Annotated in this window: 12 protein-coding genes and 1 tRNA gene; 8 read left to right on the top strand and 5 right to left on the bottom strand. The window is 61.7% G+C overall.

The features are described from left to right. Nucleotides 1-9 precede the first annotated feature (9 nt). Nucleotides 10-1,371 carry an ABC1 kinase family protein gene (locus tag GMO_RS02640; protein WP_008850711.1) on the bottom strand — a complete coding sequence of 454 codons (1,362 nt, stop codon included), beginning with the start codon at nt 1,369-1,371 and terminating at the stop codon, nt 10-12. Between the two features lie 7 nt (nt 1,372-1,378). Then, entirely contained in the window at nt 1,379-3,196 is a 1,818-nt protein-coding gene (locus GMO_RS02635) for a M3 family oligoendopeptidase (protein WP_008850710.1), read from the bottom strand. Between the two features lie 108 nt (nt 3,197-3,304). On the opposite strand from GMO_RS02635, the gene GMO_RS02630 reads away from it, so the two are divergent. Next, nucleotides 3,305-4,423: an acyltransferase family protein gene (locus GMO_RS02630; protein WP_008850709.1), complete on the top strand. Its 1,119-nt coding sequence runs from the start codon at nt 3,305-3,307 to the stop codon at nt 4,421-4,423. Nucleotides 4,424-4,464: 41 nt separating this feature from the next. Here GMO_RS02630 and gltB read toward each other — a convergent pair whose 3' ends face one another. The 3 genes from gltB to GMO_RS02615 form a co-directional block, all read right to left on the bottom strand. Continuing rightward, nucleotides 4,465-8,988 carry a glutamate synthase large subunit gene (gene gltB, locus GMO_RS02625; protein ID WP_008850708.1) on the bottom strand — a complete coding sequence of 1,508 codons (4,524 nt, stop codon included), beginning with the start codon at nt 8,986-8,988 and terminating at the stop codon, nt 4,465-4,467. Continuing rightward, entirely contained in the window at nt 8,985-10,433 is a 1,449-nt protein-coding gene (locus tag GMO_RS02620; RefSeq protein WP_040507384.1) for an NAD(P)-dependent oxidoreductase, read from the bottom strand. The genes gltB and GMO_RS02620 overlap by 4 nt, the downstream gene beginning before the upstream one ends. Nucleotides 10,434-10,615: 182 nt before the next feature. Continuing rightward, nucleotides 10,616-11,572: a complex I NDUFA9 subunit family protein gene (locus GMO_RS02615; RefSeq protein WP_040507383.1), complete on the bottom strand. Its 957-nt coding sequence runs from the start codon at nt 11,570-11,572 to the stop codon at nt 10,616-10,618. Between the two features lie 110 nt (nt 11,573-11,682). Between GMO_RS02615 and GMO_RS02610 the strand changes: the two genes are divergently transcribed. From GMO_RS02610 to rpoN, 7 genes are all read left to right on the top strand, one after another. Continuing rightward, a tRNA-Leu gene (locus GMO_RS02610) sits at nt 11,683-11,769 on the top strand. Between the two features lie 59 nt (nt 11,770-11,828). After that, nucleotides 11,829-12,473, top strand: a complete 645-nt coding sequence (locus GMO_RS02605) for a ribonuclease D (protein WP_040507679.1) — start codon at nt 11,829-11,831, stop codon at nt 12,471-12,473. Between the two features lie 21 nt (nt 12,474-12,494). Then, a complete protein-coding gene (locus GMO_RS02600; RefSeq protein WP_008850704.1) occupies nt 12,495-13,481 on the top strand; it encodes a KpsF/GutQ family sugar-phosphate isomerase in 987 nt (328 codons plus the stop codon). Further along, nucleotides 13,478-14,248: an LPS export ABC transporter periplasmic protein LptC gene (gene lptC, locus GMO_RS02595; RefSeq protein ID WP_008850703.1), complete on the top strand. Its 771-nt coding sequence runs from the start codon at nt 13,478-13,480 to the stop codon at nt 14,246-14,248. The genes GMO_RS02600 and lptC overlap by 4 nt, the downstream gene beginning before the upstream one ends. Then, nucleotides 14,245-15,186 (top strand): LptA/OstA family protein, encoded by a 942-nt coding sequence (locus GMO_RS02590; RefSeq protein WP_008850702.1) that lies wholly within the window; start codon nt 14,245-14,247, stop codon nt 15,184-15,186. Before lptC ends, GMO_RS02590 begins: the two co-directional genes overlap by 4 nt. Beyond that, entirely contained in the window at nt 15,183-15,941 is a 759-nt protein-coding gene (lptB, locus tag GMO_RS02585; RefSeq protein WP_008850701.1) for an LPS export ABC transporter ATP-binding protein, read from the top strand. Before GMO_RS02590 ends, lptB begins: the two co-directional genes overlap by 4 nt. 31 nt (nt 15,942-15,972) lie before the next feature. Then, nucleotides 15,973-17,295, top strand: a complete 1,323-nt coding sequence (rpoN, locus tag GMO_RS02580; RefSeq protein ID WP_008850700.1) for an RNA polymerase factor sigma-54 — start codon at nt 15,973-15,975, stop codon at nt 17,293-17,295. Nucleotides 17,296-17,329 lie beyond the last annotated feature (34 nt).

Here is a 17,329-nt window from a genome sequence, read left to right as displayed (position 1 = left end):
TGATCCGGTTTATAGCGACGACAGGGCCGGTGGCACCTTGGCCTTGTCGAGAGCGGCTCTCTGACGCGCGGCCAGATCCTCGACATTGAAGCCTTCGATCAGTTCCTGGAACATCTGATGCCAGTTCAGACGCGCCCCCAGACGCAGGAAGGCGCTCCCCAGACCGATGGCAGATCGGTCCATCAGTACGAATTCCCGTGGAAGCTGAACGCCGCCTGTCCGTTTCAGTCCTTCGTAAACGCGCTCCAGAACCTGACGGGCTTCCGCCGGGTCGTTGCTCTCCTGCATCGCACAGACGCGGTCCGTCATGAGCGGGCGATAGAAGAACCGCGCCCATTCGTTCAGAACCTGCGCCGTTTCCCGCGAGAGGTTCTTGAACCCCCATTTGCTGTAGGCATGGAAAGCCTGCTCCTCGTTATTGTCCCGAAGAGCGGCGAACAGATCCACAACACCTTCCACGAAACGCGGCGAAAAGACCCGCACGGCGCCGAAATCGAACAGGTTCAGCCCGTAATCATCCCGCACGGTAAAGTTGCCCATATGCGGATCGCCGTGGATGACACCATAACGATAGACCGGGGTATACCAGGCCTTGAACAGGGCCATAGCCATGGCATTCCGCTCTTCCAGCGGCAGGTTCTCCTGCAGAACACTCTTCATTCCGCGACCAGTGACCCAGTCCATGGTCAACAAACGCCCGGTTGAAAGAGCTTCCACCGGCGCGGGGACCGTCACTTCAGGCGTTGCGGACAGCATGTCACGGTAAAGACGCAGATGGCTGGCCTCGCGGCGGTAATCCAGCTCTTCCCGCAAACGATCGGCCAGTTCCGTATAGACCTCTTCCTGACGGATGGTGGTCTCGAAGCGTTTGTAAACACCCAGCGCGGCCCGGAACTGCCGCAGGTCGGAATCCACGGCGGCCTGCATGTCCGGATACTGGAGCTTGCACGCCACTTCCCGGCCATCGATCAGACGCGCACGATGGACCTGCCCCAGCGATGCGGCGGCCACCGCCTCATGACTGAAAGACCGGAAATTCTTTTCCCAGCCGCCCCCGAGTTCCGCCGTCATGCGACGACGGACGAAGTTCCAGCCCATGGGCGGTGCGTTGGATTGAAGATGCGCCAATTCCTCGGCGTATTCGTCAGGAAGGGCGCCGGGAATGGTGGACAAGAGCTGCGCCGCTTTCATCAGCGGTCCCTTGAGGTTTCCCAGAGCCGATTTCAGATCCTCGGCGTGGACGTTCTTGTCCGTCTTGAAACCGAACCGGCTTCCCGCCATCCGCGCGGCAATGCCGCCGACCGCCCCGGACGTACGCGCCATGCGTCGGAGTTCACCCAGAAGACCGGTATTATCGAGATCCCGCGCCATGATGTTCTCAGTCCTCCTTCTCGAGCTGGTCGATCAGCCCCGAGATTACATCCAGTCCCTTACGCCAGAAATCCGGATCGGTCGCATCAAGACCGAACGGCGCCAGGAGTTCCTGATGGCGCAGGGTGCCTCCGGCTTCCAGCATTGCCCGGTATTTCTGCGCAAAGCCATCCGGTTTTTCCCGGTAAACGCCGTAAAGCGCATTCACCAGACAGTCTCCGAACGCATAGGCGTAAACATAGAACGGAGAGTGAATGAAATGCGGGATATAGGACCAGTAGAGGTCATAGTCCGGCGTGAAATGAAAAGCCGGCCCAAGACTGCGTTCCTGCACATCCCGCCAGATGGCGCCAATCCGCTCGGCAGAGAGTTCCCCCTTCGCCCGCTCATCATGAACACGCACCTCGAACTGGTAGAACGCAATCTGGCGCACCACCGTGTTCAGCATGTCCTCGACCTTGGCGGCCAGAAGATGCCGGCGGCGCTTCGGATCCTTTTCCGCATCCAGCAGGGACTGGAAGGTCAGCATTTCCCCGAAGACCGAAGCCGTTTCGGCCAACGTCAGCGGCGTACCTGAATTCAGGTAACCCTGCTTTTGCCCGGCAAGGACCTGATGGACACCGTGGCCCAGTTCATGCGCCAGCGTCATCACGTCGCGCGGACGACCATGATAGTTCATTAGGATATAGGGATGGACGGACGGCACGGTCGGATGGGCGAACGCCCCCGATGACTTGCCTGCCACCGGAGCGGCATCGATCCACGGATGCGTCAGGAAACGGTTGACCAGTTCACCGAGCGCCGGATCAAACCCCGTATAGGCGTTCAGGACAATGCTCTTGCCTTCCGGCCAGGACAAAGTGGTGTCCGGTACGCCCGGCAGAGGCGCATTCCGGTCCCAGTGCTCCAGCTTCTCTAGCCCGAGCCATTTCGCCTTCAGGGCATAATAACGGTGAGACAGCCGCGGATAGGACTCATCGACCGCGCTCACAAGCGCATCGACCACCTCATCCTCGACCATGTTCGCACGGTTGCGACTGCTGGACGGCCGGGGATAGCCGCGCAGCCTGTCACCAATCGCCTTGTCCTTGGCGAGCGTATTGGTGATCATGGTCAGCAGACGGGACTGATCGGCCAGAACGGCGCTGATCTGACCGGCCGCGGCTTCACGTTTCTCACGCTCGGCACTGGTGAGCGTGTTGAACGCATCACCCAACGGCTTCGTCTCACCGTCCAGATCGACACTCAGCGTCGCCATGGTCTCATCAAACAGGCGGTTCCAGGCGCTGCGCCCTGTCACGGACTTGTCCAGCAGGACCTGCTCCACCTCGTCAGAAAGCTGATAGGGACGAAAAACCCGCAGATCACGCAAATAAGGCTTCCACTTCGCCATTTCCGGCGCAGCCGAGATCCGGTCCAGAACCTCATCGGACAAACGGTTCAGTTCCAGCCCGAAGAACAGGAGATGGGCGGAAATATCCGTCAGTTTCTCCTGCACGCCCTGTGCGAAACGGCCCCTGACAGGATCGGTCGTGTGGGCCGCAAAGCCAAGCTGCGCGAAGGAGCCAATCCGGCCCAGCCCTTCCTCAATCTGCTCGTATTCCGCGAAGGCCTTCGCCAGTTCCGCTCCGGAAAGCGTTTCCAGCCTGCCTTTCCATGCCTCGGAAAACGCACGCGCCGCCTGCTCGAGCGCGGCAAAATCAGGCTGGATCTTCGGATCTTCGGAAGATGCGTAAAGATCCGACAGATCCCAGCGTGGCGGGGTCTCCCCCGGGGCTGTCTGTGAAGCGGGTTCGGAAGGAGCGAATGGAAGCTGACTATTCATGATGACAGCTTAGAACGACATGCCCTCGGGTCAAACGGGGTGTTGATGACAATTCTGTAGTGTAAAAGAACGTCCTCCCATCCCGAACGCCGAAGAACCGCCCATCCCATGACTGTCCCGCCGTCCCTGCCTTCTTTTGAAAACACCCGGCAGCGGCTGGCAGGGCCGGATCTCGTCCGCTCACTGGCCATCATCGACGTCCTAGTCTGCCATGACGGAACGGTGTTCCTCTCCTGGTGGCACCGGACGCTGGACTTCCATCTGGCCGTTCTGGGCTTCTTCGGCGTGATGATGTTCTTCGTCCTCAGCGGCTTCCTGATCGGGACGATCATGCTGGACCTGCTGGACAACGGCACGTCCCTGCGTGGCTGGGGCACGTTCCTGATCCGACGCTGGCTGAGAACGCTTCCGGCCTATTACGGCTGGCTTCTGCTGGTTCTGGTGCCACTGGCCTATTTCGGACCCTACGGCGTCACCTGGGACACCGCCCGCCATGCCCTGCCCCGTTTCCTGACGATGACGCAGAACCTCGCCTGGCCCATGGTGGCGGAATGGTTCGCCGTAACGTGGTCCCTGTCCGTGGAGGAATGGTTCTATCTGGGGTTCCCGGTCCTGCTGGTCGGGCTCCTGATGTGCCGTATTCCGCGCCGCGTGGCCTTCGGGGCCGTTCTGGGCGTCTTTTTTCTGCTGCCCCTCTGCTGGCGCCTGGCCCTGCCCCATTCCGTGGACTGGGTGGAAGTGACGAGCAAAATCGTGACCTGCCGGTTCGATTCGATCGCCTGGGGCGTAGCGGCGGCGTGGCTCTACCGGTGCAGCCCGACCTTCCGCCAGCGCTGGCTGCCGCCCCTCCTACTCGGCGCATCGATCGTCGGCATTATCTGGTGGTCGGACCTGCTGCCCTTTCCGCTCTGGGGCCCGCATCTGAAAGCCATGGCGATTTTTGATGTCGTCGGGGCCGGCTATGCGCTCTGCATGCCCGCCATGATGGCGCTCCGCAGGTTACCGCCCCTGCCCGGCGCGCTGGTCCGTTCAGTCAGCACACATAGCTACGGGCTGTATCTGTGTCACCTGCCGCTGGTGCTTGTGGCGGGAGACCTTCAGGTCCGGCACGGGTTCAGCCGATGGGAAGGCGTTGTGTTCACACTGATCACCACGCTCGGAGGCGCGGCGCTGTCATGGCGTCTGATTGAACGTCCCTGCCTGAAACTGCGCCCCAGACAGGCATAGAAAGCGGGACGGGCAAAACACCCATTCCCGCCCTGTCTGGTTCAGGCTGAAAGCTGAGACAGGTCTTCCTGAACGTAACCGATGATCCGGGCATAATCGCGCGGTACGACATGCCAGAACTGTTCCAGCGTCCGCTCCCAGTCATGCAGGAGTTCGCCCGCATAGGCGCTTCCCGTTTCCTGCACGTGCCGTTCGACCAACGCGCGCAGTTCAGCGTCCCAGCGGCTGCCGGGCTGGACGCGGTTCCAGATCACCGTATCGGGATTGATGCGGGCCTCGAACCGGCCATTGCGATCCAGCACATAGGCCATGCCCCCCGTGAAACCGGCGCCGAAATTGTCGCCCGTCTCACTAAGGATCACAACCGTGCCACCGGTCATGTACTCACAGCCATTGGAACCACAGCCTTCGACCACGGCCGTTGCGCCGGAGTTGCGGACGGCAAAGCGTTCACCGGCCTGACCGGCGGCGAAAAGACTCCCCGCCGTCGCACCGTACAGGACAGTATTGCCGATGATGGCATTTTCTTCCGACGCCCATTCCGCCTGCGGTGACTTGCGCACGACGATCGTCGCACCGGAGAGCCCCTTGCCGACATAGTCGTTGGCATCCCCCTCGACCTCGATCTTCACCCCCTGCACCGCAAACGCCCCGAGCGACTGCCCGGCAGAACCGCGCAGGGAAAGCGTAAGCTGTCCCTCCGGCAGCACATTCATGCCGAATTTCCGCGTAATCAGACCCGAAACGCGGGTACCAATAGCGCGATGCGTGTTCTGCACATTGTAATGCAGGTGCAGCTTCTCCCGCCGCTCGAACAGCGCCGTGGCATCCGGGATGATCTGCCCGTCCAGCGTTTCAGGCACCTCATTGCGGCCCTCACGCGTACAGTACCGGGCATGACCGCCGGGATCAGCCTGCACGAGCAGGGAGTTCAGGTCGAGATCGTCAAGATAATCCGCACCACGGGAGACCTGCCGGAGCATATCCGTCCGACCGATGACCTCTTCCAGCGACCGCACACCCAGATCTGCCAGGATATGGCGGATATCCTCGGCGATCAGTGTGAAAAGGTTGATGACCTTCTCGGGCGAGCCTTCGAACTTGGCCCGCAGTTTCTCGTCCTGGACGCATACACCGACCGGGCAGGTGTTGGAGTGGCACTGGCGCACCATGATGCAGCCCATGGCCACCAGCGCCGCCGTACCAATGCCGAATTCCTCGGCACCGAGCATGGCCGCCATGACGACATCACGTCCCGTCTTGATACCGCCATCCGTCCGCAGCGTCAGGCGATGGCGCAGGCGATTGAGCATCAGGACCTGATGCGCCTCCGACAGACCCATTTCCCACGGCAGACCGGCATAGTGGATGGAGGACTGCGGGCTGGCACCTGTTCCGCCGGAATGACCGGAAATCAGGATCGCATCCGCCTTCGCTTTCGCAACGCCGGCCGCAATCGTGCCGATTCCCGTCCGGGCCACCAGTTTCACGGTGACGGTCGCGGTCGGATTGATCTGTTTCAGGTCATAGATGAGCTGCGCCAGATCCTCGATCGAATAGATATCATGATGCGGCGGCGGCGAGATCAGCGTCACCCCCGGCGTCGCATGACGCAGGCGACCGATCAGTTCCGTGACCTTGAAGCCCGGAAGCTGCCCGCCCTCGCCCGGCTTCGCGCCCTGGGCCATCTTGATCTCGATCTCGCGGCAGTCATTCAGATACTGCGCCGTCACACCGAAACGACCGGACGCCACCTGTTTGATGGCGGAAGACGCATTGTCCCCGTTCGGACGCGGCTTCGAGCGCTCGGCATCCTCGCCACCCTCACCGGAATCGGACTTCGCGCCAATCCGATTCATGGCGATGGCCAGCGTCTCATGCGCCTCGGGGCTCAGGGCGCCCAGCGAAATACCGGGCGCGACCAGACGGCGGCGGATCTGCGTGATGCTCTCCACCTCATCAACCGGAATGGGGGCATGATGCGGCCTGAAATCCAGCAGGTCGCGCAGGGCGACCGGCGGCATCTGGCGCACGGCATCGGCATAGCGGCGATACAGGGTGAAGCTGTTGGCCGAAACCGCGCTCTGGAGCATGTGCACCAGATGACCCGAGAAGGCATGGGTCTCGCCCTTGCGGCGCAGCTTGTAACGCCCACCCACCGGGAGCGCCTCGACCTTGCGGTTCCAGGCAGCCGCATGAGCGCCAAGGATGTTCCGGGCAATGCCGGGCAGACCGATGCCGGAGATCCGCGACGGCATGCCGGGGAAGAACTCCGCCACCAGAGCGCGGGACAGACCGATCGCCTCGAAATTATAGCCACCCCGATAGGCGGAAATGATCGAGATGCCGAACTTGGACATGATCTTGAGCAGACCCTTGTCCACCGCCTTGCGATAGCGCTCCATGGCCTGACGCAGCGTCATCTCCCCGAACAGACCGCGACGCAGCCGATCGGCGATGCAGTATTGGGCCAGGGAAGGATTGACCGTCGTGGCGCCCACACCGATCGTCACCGCAATCGCATGGACGTCGATCGCATCCGACGTGCGGACATTCAGGGACGTGAACGTCCGCAGCGAATTGCGCACCAGATAGATGTGAACCGCCGCGGTGGCGAGAATCATCGGAATGGCGGCCCGCTCGGCATTCGTGTTCTCATCCGTCAGGAAGAGATGCGTGCAACCGCCCCGGACATGGTCTTCCGCCTGTGCACGGATGGAGGCAATGGCGGCCCGCAGCCCTTCCTCACCGTCCGCCGCCGGGAAGGTGCAGTCGATCAGGGCCGCATCCTCGCCGCAGACCTTGCGCAGTTCGTCGAATTCACCATTCGTCAGGATCGGGCTGGGCAACTGCAGCAGGTCGCACTGATGTGCTGACTGGTCGAGGATATTCCCGAGATTACCCAATCGCGTGACAAGACTCATCACCCGCGTTTCACGCAGAGAGTCGATGGGCGGGTTCGTCACCTGACTGAAACCCTGACGGAAATAATGCGCCAGACCGCGATAGATCGTGGAAAGAACCTGAAGCGGCGTGTCGTCCCCCATGGAGCCCAGCGCCTCGGCGGCGTTCTCCACCATCGGGTGAAGGATGGTCTCCAGTTCCTCATGCGTCAGACTGACCGAGACCTGAAGACGGCGCAGACGCTCGACGTCTAGTTTCCCGGGTTCCACCACATCGCGCACGATCGGCTCGATATTGCGGATATGACTGACCCAGCCCTGAAAATCCCGACGGGACGCCAGCATCTCCAGCAGATCATCCGGCTGGTACAGACGCCCTTCGCGCAGATCCAGCGCCAGTGTCTGCCCCGGACCAAGACGTCCACGACGCTCCACACGCGCATCCGGCACGCGGACCATCCCAGTCTCGGACCCGACGATCAGCAAACCATCCTTCGTGATGCTGTAGCGCAGGGGACGAAGGCCGGCGCGGTCCAGACCCGCCACCACCCAGCGCCCATCCGTGGCGCACAGGGCGGCCGGCCCATCCCAAGGCTCCATGACCGCATTGCAGTACCGGAACAGGGCGCGGGCAGCATCAGAGATGGCGGAATTCGCACCGCTGGACGCCGGGACAAGCAGCGTCTTCGCCATCGGCGCATCGCGTCCGGCAAAGGTCAGCAACTCGAACACATTATCAAGCGCCGCCGTATCGGACCCGGCCGCCTGCACGACCGGCTTGAGATCTTCCATGTATGGATCGAGATCCGGATCGGACAGGCGCGTCTCGTGCGAGCGCATCCAGTTCGTGTTGCCGGAGATCGTGTTGATCTCACCATTATGGGCGATCTTGCGGAAAGGCTGCGCCAGCTTCCATGTCGGGAAGGTATTGGTCGAGTAGCGCTGGTGATAGATCGCAAACCGGGAGACGAAACGGTCATCCAGCAGGTCGGGATAGAAATCCGTCAGGTTCTCCGCAAGGAACATGCCCTTGTAGATGAGCGACCGGCAGGAAAGCGAGCAGATGTAGACATCAACCTGCTGGAGCGTGGCTTGCTTTTCGATGCGGCGACGGATGACATACAGGTCCCGCTCGAACGCGTCCTCGGAGCGGCCGAGACGGTTGCGGATCATGATCTGCTCGATCTCGGGGCGGGTCTGGTTGGCCTTCTCGCCGATGCAGGCCGTATCGATCGGCACCTGACGCCAGCCGTAGATGCCGTAACCGAAATTCAGGATCTCGGTCTCGATGATCTGCCGCCCACGCTCCTGCGCGCCCAGATCGGTCTTGGGCAGAAAAACCATGCCCACGGCGATGCGGCCATCGATCGTATCGTCGCTGGAGCCGTTATGAATGGCCTCGGCAAAGAAATCCTGCGGGATTTCCACATGAATGCCCGCGCCGTCACCCGTCTTTCCGTCCGCATCCACGGCCCCACGGTGCCAGATGTTGCGCAGGGCTTCGATCCCGGCCTTCACCACATTGCGCGAGGGTTTGCCATCCAGTGAGGCGACCAGCCCCACGCCACAGGAGTCACGCTCCTGCGTCGGATCGTACAGTCCCTCGAGACGCTCGACGTTTTCGGCGTAATCGCGGATGAAATCTTTCGGCTGCATGGTCATTCCGCGGTCTCCAGTTCGTGAGGCGTAGTGGCAGGCTTTTCAGAGAGATGCTGATGAATGGCGGCGGCGGCATCACGTCCGTCCTTGATGGCCCAGACCACAAGGCTCGCGCCGCGCACGATGTCACCCCCGGCGAACACGCCGGGCAGGCTGGTCTGGCCCCCCCCGGGCGGAACCGTTAGCGTACCCCACCGCGTCACGGCGAGGTCCGGCTGCTCCCACTGCCCCGGCAGGTCTTCCGGATCGAAACCGAGCGCCTTGATGACAAGATTGCCTTCAATGACGGCATGCTGCCCCGTTCCTTCAATGGAGCGCCGCCCACCCGGATCAGGCGCACCAAGGCGCATCTTCATGACGCGCACACCCGTGACATGATCCTCCCCGAGAAACGCCTCGGGAGACGCGAGCCATTCGAACTGCGCGCCTTCCTCCTCGGCATTGTAAACTTCCTGACGGGACCCGGGCATGTTCTGCCGGTCACGGCGATAGGCGCAGGTGACGGAGGCCGCACCCTGCCGGATGGACGTCCGCACGCAGTCCATGGCGGTGTCGCCACCACCAATGACCACCACGCGCCGGCCTTTCGCATGCAGTCCCGCATCTTCCCCCGGGTCTTCATCATACCCGCGACGGTTCGAGGCCGTCAGGAAGTCAATGGCATCCACAACACCGGACAGCCCGGCGCCCGAAACGCCGACATCCCGGGAACGGTACACACCCGTCGCCAGAAAAACCGCATCATGGCGGTCCCGCAGGTCATCAAGCGGAATGGCACCCGCGCCCGTCCCCACGGGCGTGGACAGATGGAAGATGATTCCCTGCTCTTCCAGAAGGACATGACGCCGCGCGACCACATGCTTCTCCAGCTTGAAGCTGGGGATGCCATAGGTCAGAAGCCCACCGACGCGATCCTGCCGCTCATAGACATGAACCTCGTACCCATAGGCCCGCAGACGCTCGGCACAGGCAAGTCCCGCCGGACCAGACCCCACGATGCCCACGCTGCGCCCGATTTCCATCGCCGGAATGGCCGGCTGGACCCAGCCCTGTTCGAAGGCGTTTTCCGTGATGAAACGCTCAACGGCACCGATCGTGACACTCTCGAAGCCCTTGTTGATGACACAGTTGCCTTCGCACAGACGATCCTGCGGACAGATGCGCCCACAGATCTCTGGAAAGGTATTGGTCGCGCAGGACATCTCATAGGCTTCTTCAAGCCGGTTTTCCGCCGTCAACCTCAGCCAGTCGGGAATATTGTTCCCCAGGGGACAGTGAACCGAGCAGAAGGGAATCCCGCACTGGGAGCAGCGGGAAGCCTGCTCCTCCGCACGACTGACGGCGAAACCGCGATAGATTTCACCGAAATCATTCCGCCGCTCGTCCGCATCGCGCTTTTCGGGAAGTACCTGGGGGCGGGTGACGAACTGCAACATCCGGTCGGCCATGCGGCGTGTCTCCTTAACCATGCCCCTTCCATCAGAAAGGACGCATCAAACCTGTTGAAGAGCAGCTATTCCCTTGCCTTTCGCAATAACAGTCAGTGACACTGACCTTTCAAGGTAAAGATATCTCTTTTCAGGCTCAGACAGGAAAAATCAACGTCCCCAAAAGGTCCGTTATGGACCATTCAGGCCCGGAACCGCCGCCAGCTCTCAAAAATCCCTCCCGCCAGATAGCCGGGAGCGACCTTGCGAAGCGCTGCCGGAACGATGCCCAGATCCTGAAGGGTATCGGCGCCGGGCTGCACAACATTATCCTGACCCAGCAGCGTCACCTGATCCCGCGTCAGGAGATGGCCCGGCAGTTTTTCCAGAATCCGTGCCTCCAGACGCGCAACCGGCATCGGGACGGAAAGCAGCAGCCGATGGCGCCCCGTGACCTGAAGGATGAAGGTCATCAGTTCACGCATCGTCAGAACCTCCGGCCCACCGGCTTCAACGGTCCGTCCGGCGTTCTCTTCCGCCAGAAGGCGGATGGCGGCATCGGCAACGTCATTGACATAGACGGGCTGGAAATGCGTACGGGCCCCGAAAACCGGCAGGACCGGTGACACTTTGGCCATCAGGGCGAACATGTTCAGGAAGCTGTCTTCCGGCCCGAAGACAACCGACGGACGCAGCAGGCCGGCAGTGGGAAAGACATCGCGCACGACCTTCTCTGCCCATCCCTTGCTCCTGCCGTAACTGGCGGGAGACGTCCGGGAAGCCCCGATGGCCGACATGTGAACATAGTGCTTCACGCCAGCCTGTTGAGCCATCTGGGCAGTACACTGCGCACCATCGACATTGATCCGGTGAAGCTCCCTTGTATCGGGAGACATGATGGATACGAGATTCACCGCTGCCTCGGCCCCGATGAAAAGCTGACGCAGGCTTTCGCGGTCCGTGACGGAAGCCCGCACGAATTCCACACGCCCCTCACCGGGAAGATGGGCCAGATCCTGATCACGCTCGGGATGACGGCCGCCCACGCGCACGACATGCCCTCTGGCAACCAGACGGCTCACGAGCGTACGGCCGATAAATCCCCCTCCCCCAAGGACGGCAACCGTGCGACCGATGTTCCCCGAAAAAACTTTCTGCATTTCCACGTTTTCTTTCGTAATGCCTGTTGACGCCTCATACCGCCCGGGCTAAACGCCTCTTCACCGAGCCGGGATGCCTCACGGATGTGAAAAAACCCGGTAGCCTCTGAGCCCAGATGGCGGAATTGGTAGACGCGCAGGTTTCAGGTACCTGTGTCCGAAAGGACGTGGAAGTTCGAGTCTTCTTCTGGGCACCACAGGCGATCAGGCTTCATGGCCTCTTCACCTGATGATCAAGAAATTTGGTGACGACAACATGAGCCAGCAGAACGCCATCCATCTTCATGACGGCGATCTGCCGGATGATTTCGATCTTGGCCCTTCTGTTGCCGTCGATACCGAGACCATGGGTCTCAATCCCCATCGTGACCGTCTCTGCCTCGTTCAGCTTTCTGCTGGCGACGGGGAAGCGCATCTGGTGCAGATCAAACCGGTCTCCATGGGTGGGCGCGGATATGACTGCCCGAATCTCAAGGCCTTCATGGCGGATGATACTGTCACGAAGCTGATGCATTTCGGACGTTTCGACGTCGCCGTGCTCCAGCACACGCTGAACGTAACCGTTGCCCCCGTCATCTGCACAAAGATCGCCGCCCGCCTCGTCTATACATTCACGGACCGGCACGGGCTGGCCTATCTGTGTCGCGAGCTGTTGGGAGTCGAGATGTCCAAGCATCAGCAGAGTTCCGACTGGGGCGCCGAAACCCTGACGCAGGATCAGCTCCGCTATGCCGCGTCAGACGTCCTTCATCTTCCTGCCCTGTGGGAAAAGCTGGAAGCCATGCTCGTGCGCGAAGGACGCCGCGACCTGGCCCAGGCCTGCTTCGACTTCCTTCCGGCACGAGCGCGGCTCGATCTGCTCGGATACGAAGAGCCAGACATTTTCTCCCATCGCGCGTAAGAACCGGACCGGACGAAGTCCATGACGCTCCTAACGCGCCCACCGCTTGAATCCGCCATCCATACCCTCGCCGTCGAGCGCGAGGGGCTTCAGACACTTGAAGCCGGACTGCATGGTGCACTGGGAGAGGCGTTTGTCAGCGCCGTGGAAAAAATCGTTTCCACGAACGGGCGTCTGATCGTTACGGGAATCGGCAAATCCGGTCATATCGGCCGCAAGATCCAGGCAACGCTGGCCTCAACCGGCACGCCGTCCCTGTTCGTTCATCCGGCAGAAGCCGCTCATGGCGATCTGGGCATGGTTGCGCCGGGCGATATCATCCTCGCTCTTTCCAATTCCGGTGAAACCACCGAACTCGCAGCCATCCTGTCCTACGCGGCCCGGCAGTCGCTGTGCGTCATCGCGATTACGGCCGTGGCGACATCCGCGCTGGCCCGCGCGGCGGAAATCGCGCTGATCCTGCCCGCCGTGAGTGAAGCCTGCCCGATGGGGCTGGCCCCGACCACCAGCACCCTGCTGCAACTGGCGCTGGGCGATGCGCTCGCTCTGGCCCTGCTGGAAAAACGCGGTTTCACGGCCCGAGATTTTGGCGCTTTCCATCCGGGTGGACGGCTCGGCGCGCGCCTGCGGCCCATCCGCGAACTCATGCATGAAGGCGACGCCCTGCCTCTGGGACACATCAGCCTTCCACTCCGCTCGGTCATTATCGAGATGACACGCAAGGCATTCGGGTGCATGGGTGTGGTCGATGATGAAGGTGTATTGCAGGGCCTCATCACGGATGCTGACCTCCGACAGGCGCTCACCCGTGATCTGGACACGACAACGGCCGGTGAGATCATGAACCGCGGCCCGGTCACGACCGATCCCGCCACCATGGCGCAGGATGTACTGCGTCTGATGAACGATCGCTTCAAACCCATCACGAGCCTGTTCGTTCTGGATGAGGGACGCCACCCCATCGGCATCATCCATCTGCATGATCTCCTGCGCGCGGGGCTTACATGACCGAACGACAGCCGGATGACAGACGCCCGCAACGCGATGATTTTGCAACCGATCGCACGGAAAGTCTGGCACGGCTGGACGCCCTGCGGCGCGCGGCATTTCATCGCGTGCGCCTTCCTCCCAACGCCGAGCAGCTTGCCCGCCGCCGCTCGCTTCTCGGATTCGCCAAATGGGCGCTGCCGGGGCTCGCGCTCGTTCTGCTGAGTTCCATCGCGGCCTGGCCCGAGATCTCCCATCTCGTGAACCAGAACCGCGCCGCCCTGCGGGAAATGGCCCGGCTGCGGGTCGAGAGTGGCAACATGGAAGAAGCCGTCTATCGCGGGCTGGACGCACACAACCACCTTTATATGATCACCGCGCGCATCACCCATCAGGAAGGCCCGGACCGGGTGGACCTGACCGAGCCGGTCGCGGATATCCAGCTCTCCGGTGATTCCTGGGCCCATATCCGGGCGGATCGCGGTGTTTACATGCAGCACGAACAGACGCTCGACCTTGACGATCATGTCGTGCTGTATCGCGACGACGGCACCCTGATGAACGGCCCGTCAGCCGATCTGGATCTCAAGCAGGATGTGATCGCCTCCCGCGACTGGGTCCATGCGGAAGGCCCCTTCGGCACGCAGGATGCCCAGGGGTATTTTCTGGACCAGCACGCGGGTATCATGCAGTTTACGGGGCCGGGTCTGACGGTCCGCAATGACGATAACGGCCCCCCTTCCCAGGCGGCGCGCCTCCGTACGGAAGGGACCAGGACAGAGAAATGATGAGCCGCACCGCCCCTTTTCTTGTTGCTGCCGGTCTGGTTCTGGGCCTGCCCCATGAGCCTGCCGCACATGCCGAAGGACTGGACATGTCCCACGGTGAAGCTGTGCGCCTGTTCTGGAAAAACGAGGAAATCTACGACCGCAACGCCCAGACCGTTACCCTCACGGGCGGTGCGCGTGCCGTCAGGGGAGACGTGACCGTGGATGCGGACACGCTCATCGGATATCTCCGCAAGAAAACCCCGCCACCCGGACAGCCCGCGCCTCCCCCACCGGCGGATAACAGCCAGTCCGGCGGCGGCGCGGACCCGATGGGCGGTTCTCTCGAACTGTACCGGATCGAGGCACGCGGGCATGTCCATATCTACAACCAGACCGATCAGGGCTGGGGCGATCATGCCCTTTATGACATGGACCAGGCGGTCATGGTCATGACGGGCAAACACCTGAAGCTGACCACGCCACAGGATGTCCTGACCGCGCGGGACGTCATGGAATATCATTCCAGAACCCGCATGTCGGTCGGCCGTGGAGACGCAACCGTCACGACCAATGACGGCAAGCAGGTCAAGGCGGATGTCCTGGTCTCGTTCAGCAAGCCGGAAGCGCCCCCACCAGCCGGACAGCCCCAGCAGGCCAGCCAGAACGATGCCGCAGGCCCGCTCGGCGGCGGATCGTCCAAGCTGGACCGCGCCTATGGCTGGGGGCATGTTGTCCTCCGCACCCAGACGCAGACTGCAACGGGAGACCGCGGCGTTTACATGTTCGACACGCAGATTGCCCGCCTGGTCGGTCATGTGCATGTGACGCAGGGGCAGAACCAGAACAATGGCTCACAGGCCATCGTCAACATGAAGACCGGCATCGCCACCATGCTGCCGGGAACAGACTCGCCGATCCAGGGTCTGGTCGTACCGAATGAGGCTGCCCCCAAGTGACAGAACCCTACAGCCCCGAAACTGACGTGCCCGCGACCGGGCTGGTCGCCAGTGGTATCGGCAAGACATACAAGAAACGCGCCGTGGTGCGGAATGTCTCCCTCCAGGTCCAGCGCGGCGAAGCCGTCGGGCTCCTCGGACCGAATGGCGCAGGCAAGACGACCAGCTTCTACATGATCGTCGGTCTGGTGCAGCCGGATACGGGCTCCATCACGCTTGACGGGGCTGACATCACGCAGTTGCCGATGTACCGCCGCGCGCGTCTAGGCGTCGGATATCTACCGCAGGAAGCCAGCATTTTCCGCGGCCTGAACGTGGAACAGAACATCATGGCCGCGCTGGAAGTGGTCGAGCCCGACCCGGAAAAACGCGACCTCATGCTGAACGGGCTTCTGGCGGAGTTCGGCATCACGCATCTGCGGCGCTCACCGTCCCTCGCCCTGTCCGGTGGTGAGCGGCGACGTCTCGAAATTGCCCGTGCCCTGGCCAGTCAGCCGAATTACATCCTTCTGGATGAACCGCTCGCCGGTATTGACCCCATTGCGGTGGGAGAAATCCGTGATCTGGTTTCGCACCTGAAGGATCGTGGCATCGGCGTGCTGATCACGGACCATAACGTCCGTGAAACGCTCGAAGTCATTGACCGCGCCTATATCATGCATAGTGGCCAGGTCCTGATGGAAGGAACGCCGGAAGCCATCGTGGCCAACGAGGATGTCCGCCGCGTCTATCTGGGCGAAAACTTCTCCCTGTAATCACTGTAGCGTAACGAGATAGAATACCGGGATGCTTGCTCCCGGTCTGATCCAGCGCCAGTCACAATCTCCCGTCATGACGCCACAACTGCGTCAGGCGATCGCACTGCTGCAAATGACGCAGGTGGATCTGGCGCAGCATCTCCAGCAGATCGCGGAACAGAATCCCCTTCTGGTGCTGGAGCGTGCCGATACGGCGCCTGCTCCCGAGGCCATGGAGCCGACAGAATTCCATGACGATGATCCGGAGCGTTTCACCAGCGCGCAGGAGCGTCCCGAAACCGCGGCTCCCCCTCCCTCCCTGCGGGACGGCATCAGTCAGCAGATCCGGCTTTCCTTCCCTGACCCCACCGAACAGGCCGCAGCATTATATCTTCTGGATTGTCTGGATGATGCAGGACGGCTGCCCGTTTCCATAACGGACCTGTCAGGAATACTCGGCTTCCCGGCCGAACGGCTGGAAGCCATCCGTCAGACCCTTCTGTTTCTGGAGCCTGTCGGAATATTTGCCCGGTCGCTGGAAGAATGTCTGGCAGCGCAGCTTCGTGTCAGAAACCGCCTTGATCCCGCCATGGAGGCGCTGCTCGGGCATCTTGACCTTCTCGCCCGCCGGGACTGGCGAAAACTCCGCGAAAAATGCAGCGTGGAACAAAGCGATCTGCTGGACATGCTGGCGGAAATCCAGCGTCTTGATCCCCGCCCGAGCTTTGATCCGCAACACCCCGTGCAGCCTGTAGAGCCAGACCTGATCGTCCGTGCGCATGGGACAGGCTTCCGGCTGAGTTTCAATGCACGCCTGCTCCCGACCATCAGCGTGGACATGGACATGCAGGGCCGTCTCGACAGCCGGAGCGAAACCGGGCGCGCCCTGCTGGCTCTGGCGGGTGAGGCACAGGCGCTGGTCAGAGCGATGGAAAATCGCCGTCAATCCATCCTGAAAATCGGTGCGGAACTCGTGAAACAGCAGGCGGCATTCCTGCACGATGGCCTATCTGCCCTGCGTCCCCTGACCATGCAGGACGTCGCGAGCCGAACGGGGCTGCATGACAGCACGGTCAGTCGTATCGTGAACGGAAAGTACATGGACACGCCACGCGGGATTTTACCCCTGCGCATGTTCTTTTCGACCGCCCTGCCCGGCGCGGACGGAACAGCCCGGAGCGCAGGGACGATCCAGCACCGCATCCGCACCCTGATCGCAAATGAAGGCAAGGACATCATGTCGGATGACGCTCTGACCGCCTGCTTGCAGAAAGAAGGTTTTTCCATCCAGAGACGAACGGTCGCCAAGTATCGTGAAGGGCTGGGCCTTGCGAAATCCAGTCAGCGCCGACGGATGATCCGGGAAGACTGAAACAGAAAAGCACGCCTGACGCTGACGGGACGTG

The organism is Gluconobacter morbifer G707, from assembly GCF_000234355.1.
Lineage (GTDB): Bacteria > Pseudomonadota > Alphaproteobacteria > Acetobacterales > Acetobacteraceae > Gluconobacter > Gluconobacter morbifer.
Note: the sequence above shows the minus strand (reverse complement) of the source record. Positions and strands in the feature narration are given on the sequence as shown.

Excerpts from the sequence above, each read along its gene's own strand:
- rpoN (WP_008850700.1), top strand. The coding sequence starts at position 15,973 with ATGCTTGCTCCCGGTCTGATCCAGCGCCAGTCACAATCTCCCGTCATG.
- GMO_RS02640 (WP_008850711.1), bottom strand. The coding sequence starts at position 1,371 with ATGGCGCGGGATCTCGATAATACCGGTCTTCTGGGTGAACTCCGACGC.
- lptC (WP_008850703.1), top strand. The coding sequence starts at position 13,478 with ATGACCGAACGACAGCCGGATGACAGACGCCCGCAACGCGATGATTTT.
- GMO_RS02630 (WP_008850709.1), top strand. The coding sequence starts at position 3,305 with ATGACTGTCCCGCCGTCCCTGCCTTCTTTTGAAAACACCCGGCAGCGG.
- GMO_RS02590 (WP_008850702.1), top strand. The coding sequence starts at position 14,245 with ATGATGAGCCGCACCGCCCCTTTTCTTGTTGCTGCCGGTCTGGTTCTG.
- GMO_RS02615 (WP_040507383.1), bottom strand. The coding sequence starts at position 11,572 with ATGCAGAAAGTTTTTTCGGGGAACATCGGTCGCACGGTTGCCGTCCTT.
- GMO_RS02600 (WP_008850704.1), top strand. The coding sequence starts at position 12,495 with ATGACGCTCCTAACGCGCCCACCGCTTGAATCCGCCATCCATACCCTC.
- GMO_RS02635 (WP_008850710.1), bottom strand. The coding sequence starts at position 3,196 with ATGAATAGTCAGCTTCCATTCGCTCCTTCCGAACCCGCTTCACAGACA.
- GMO_RS02605 (WP_040507679.1), top strand. The coding sequence starts at position 11,829 with ATGAGCCAGCAGAACGCCATCCATCTTCATGACGGCGATCTGCCGGAT.
- GMO_RS02620 (WP_040507384.1), bottom strand. The coding sequence starts at position 10,433 with ATGGCCGACCGGATGTTGCAGTTCGTCACCCGCCCCCAGGTACTTCCC.
- gltB (WP_008850708.1), bottom strand. The coding sequence starts at position 8,988 with ATGACCATGCAGCCGAAAGATTTCATCCGCGATTACGCCGAAAACGTC.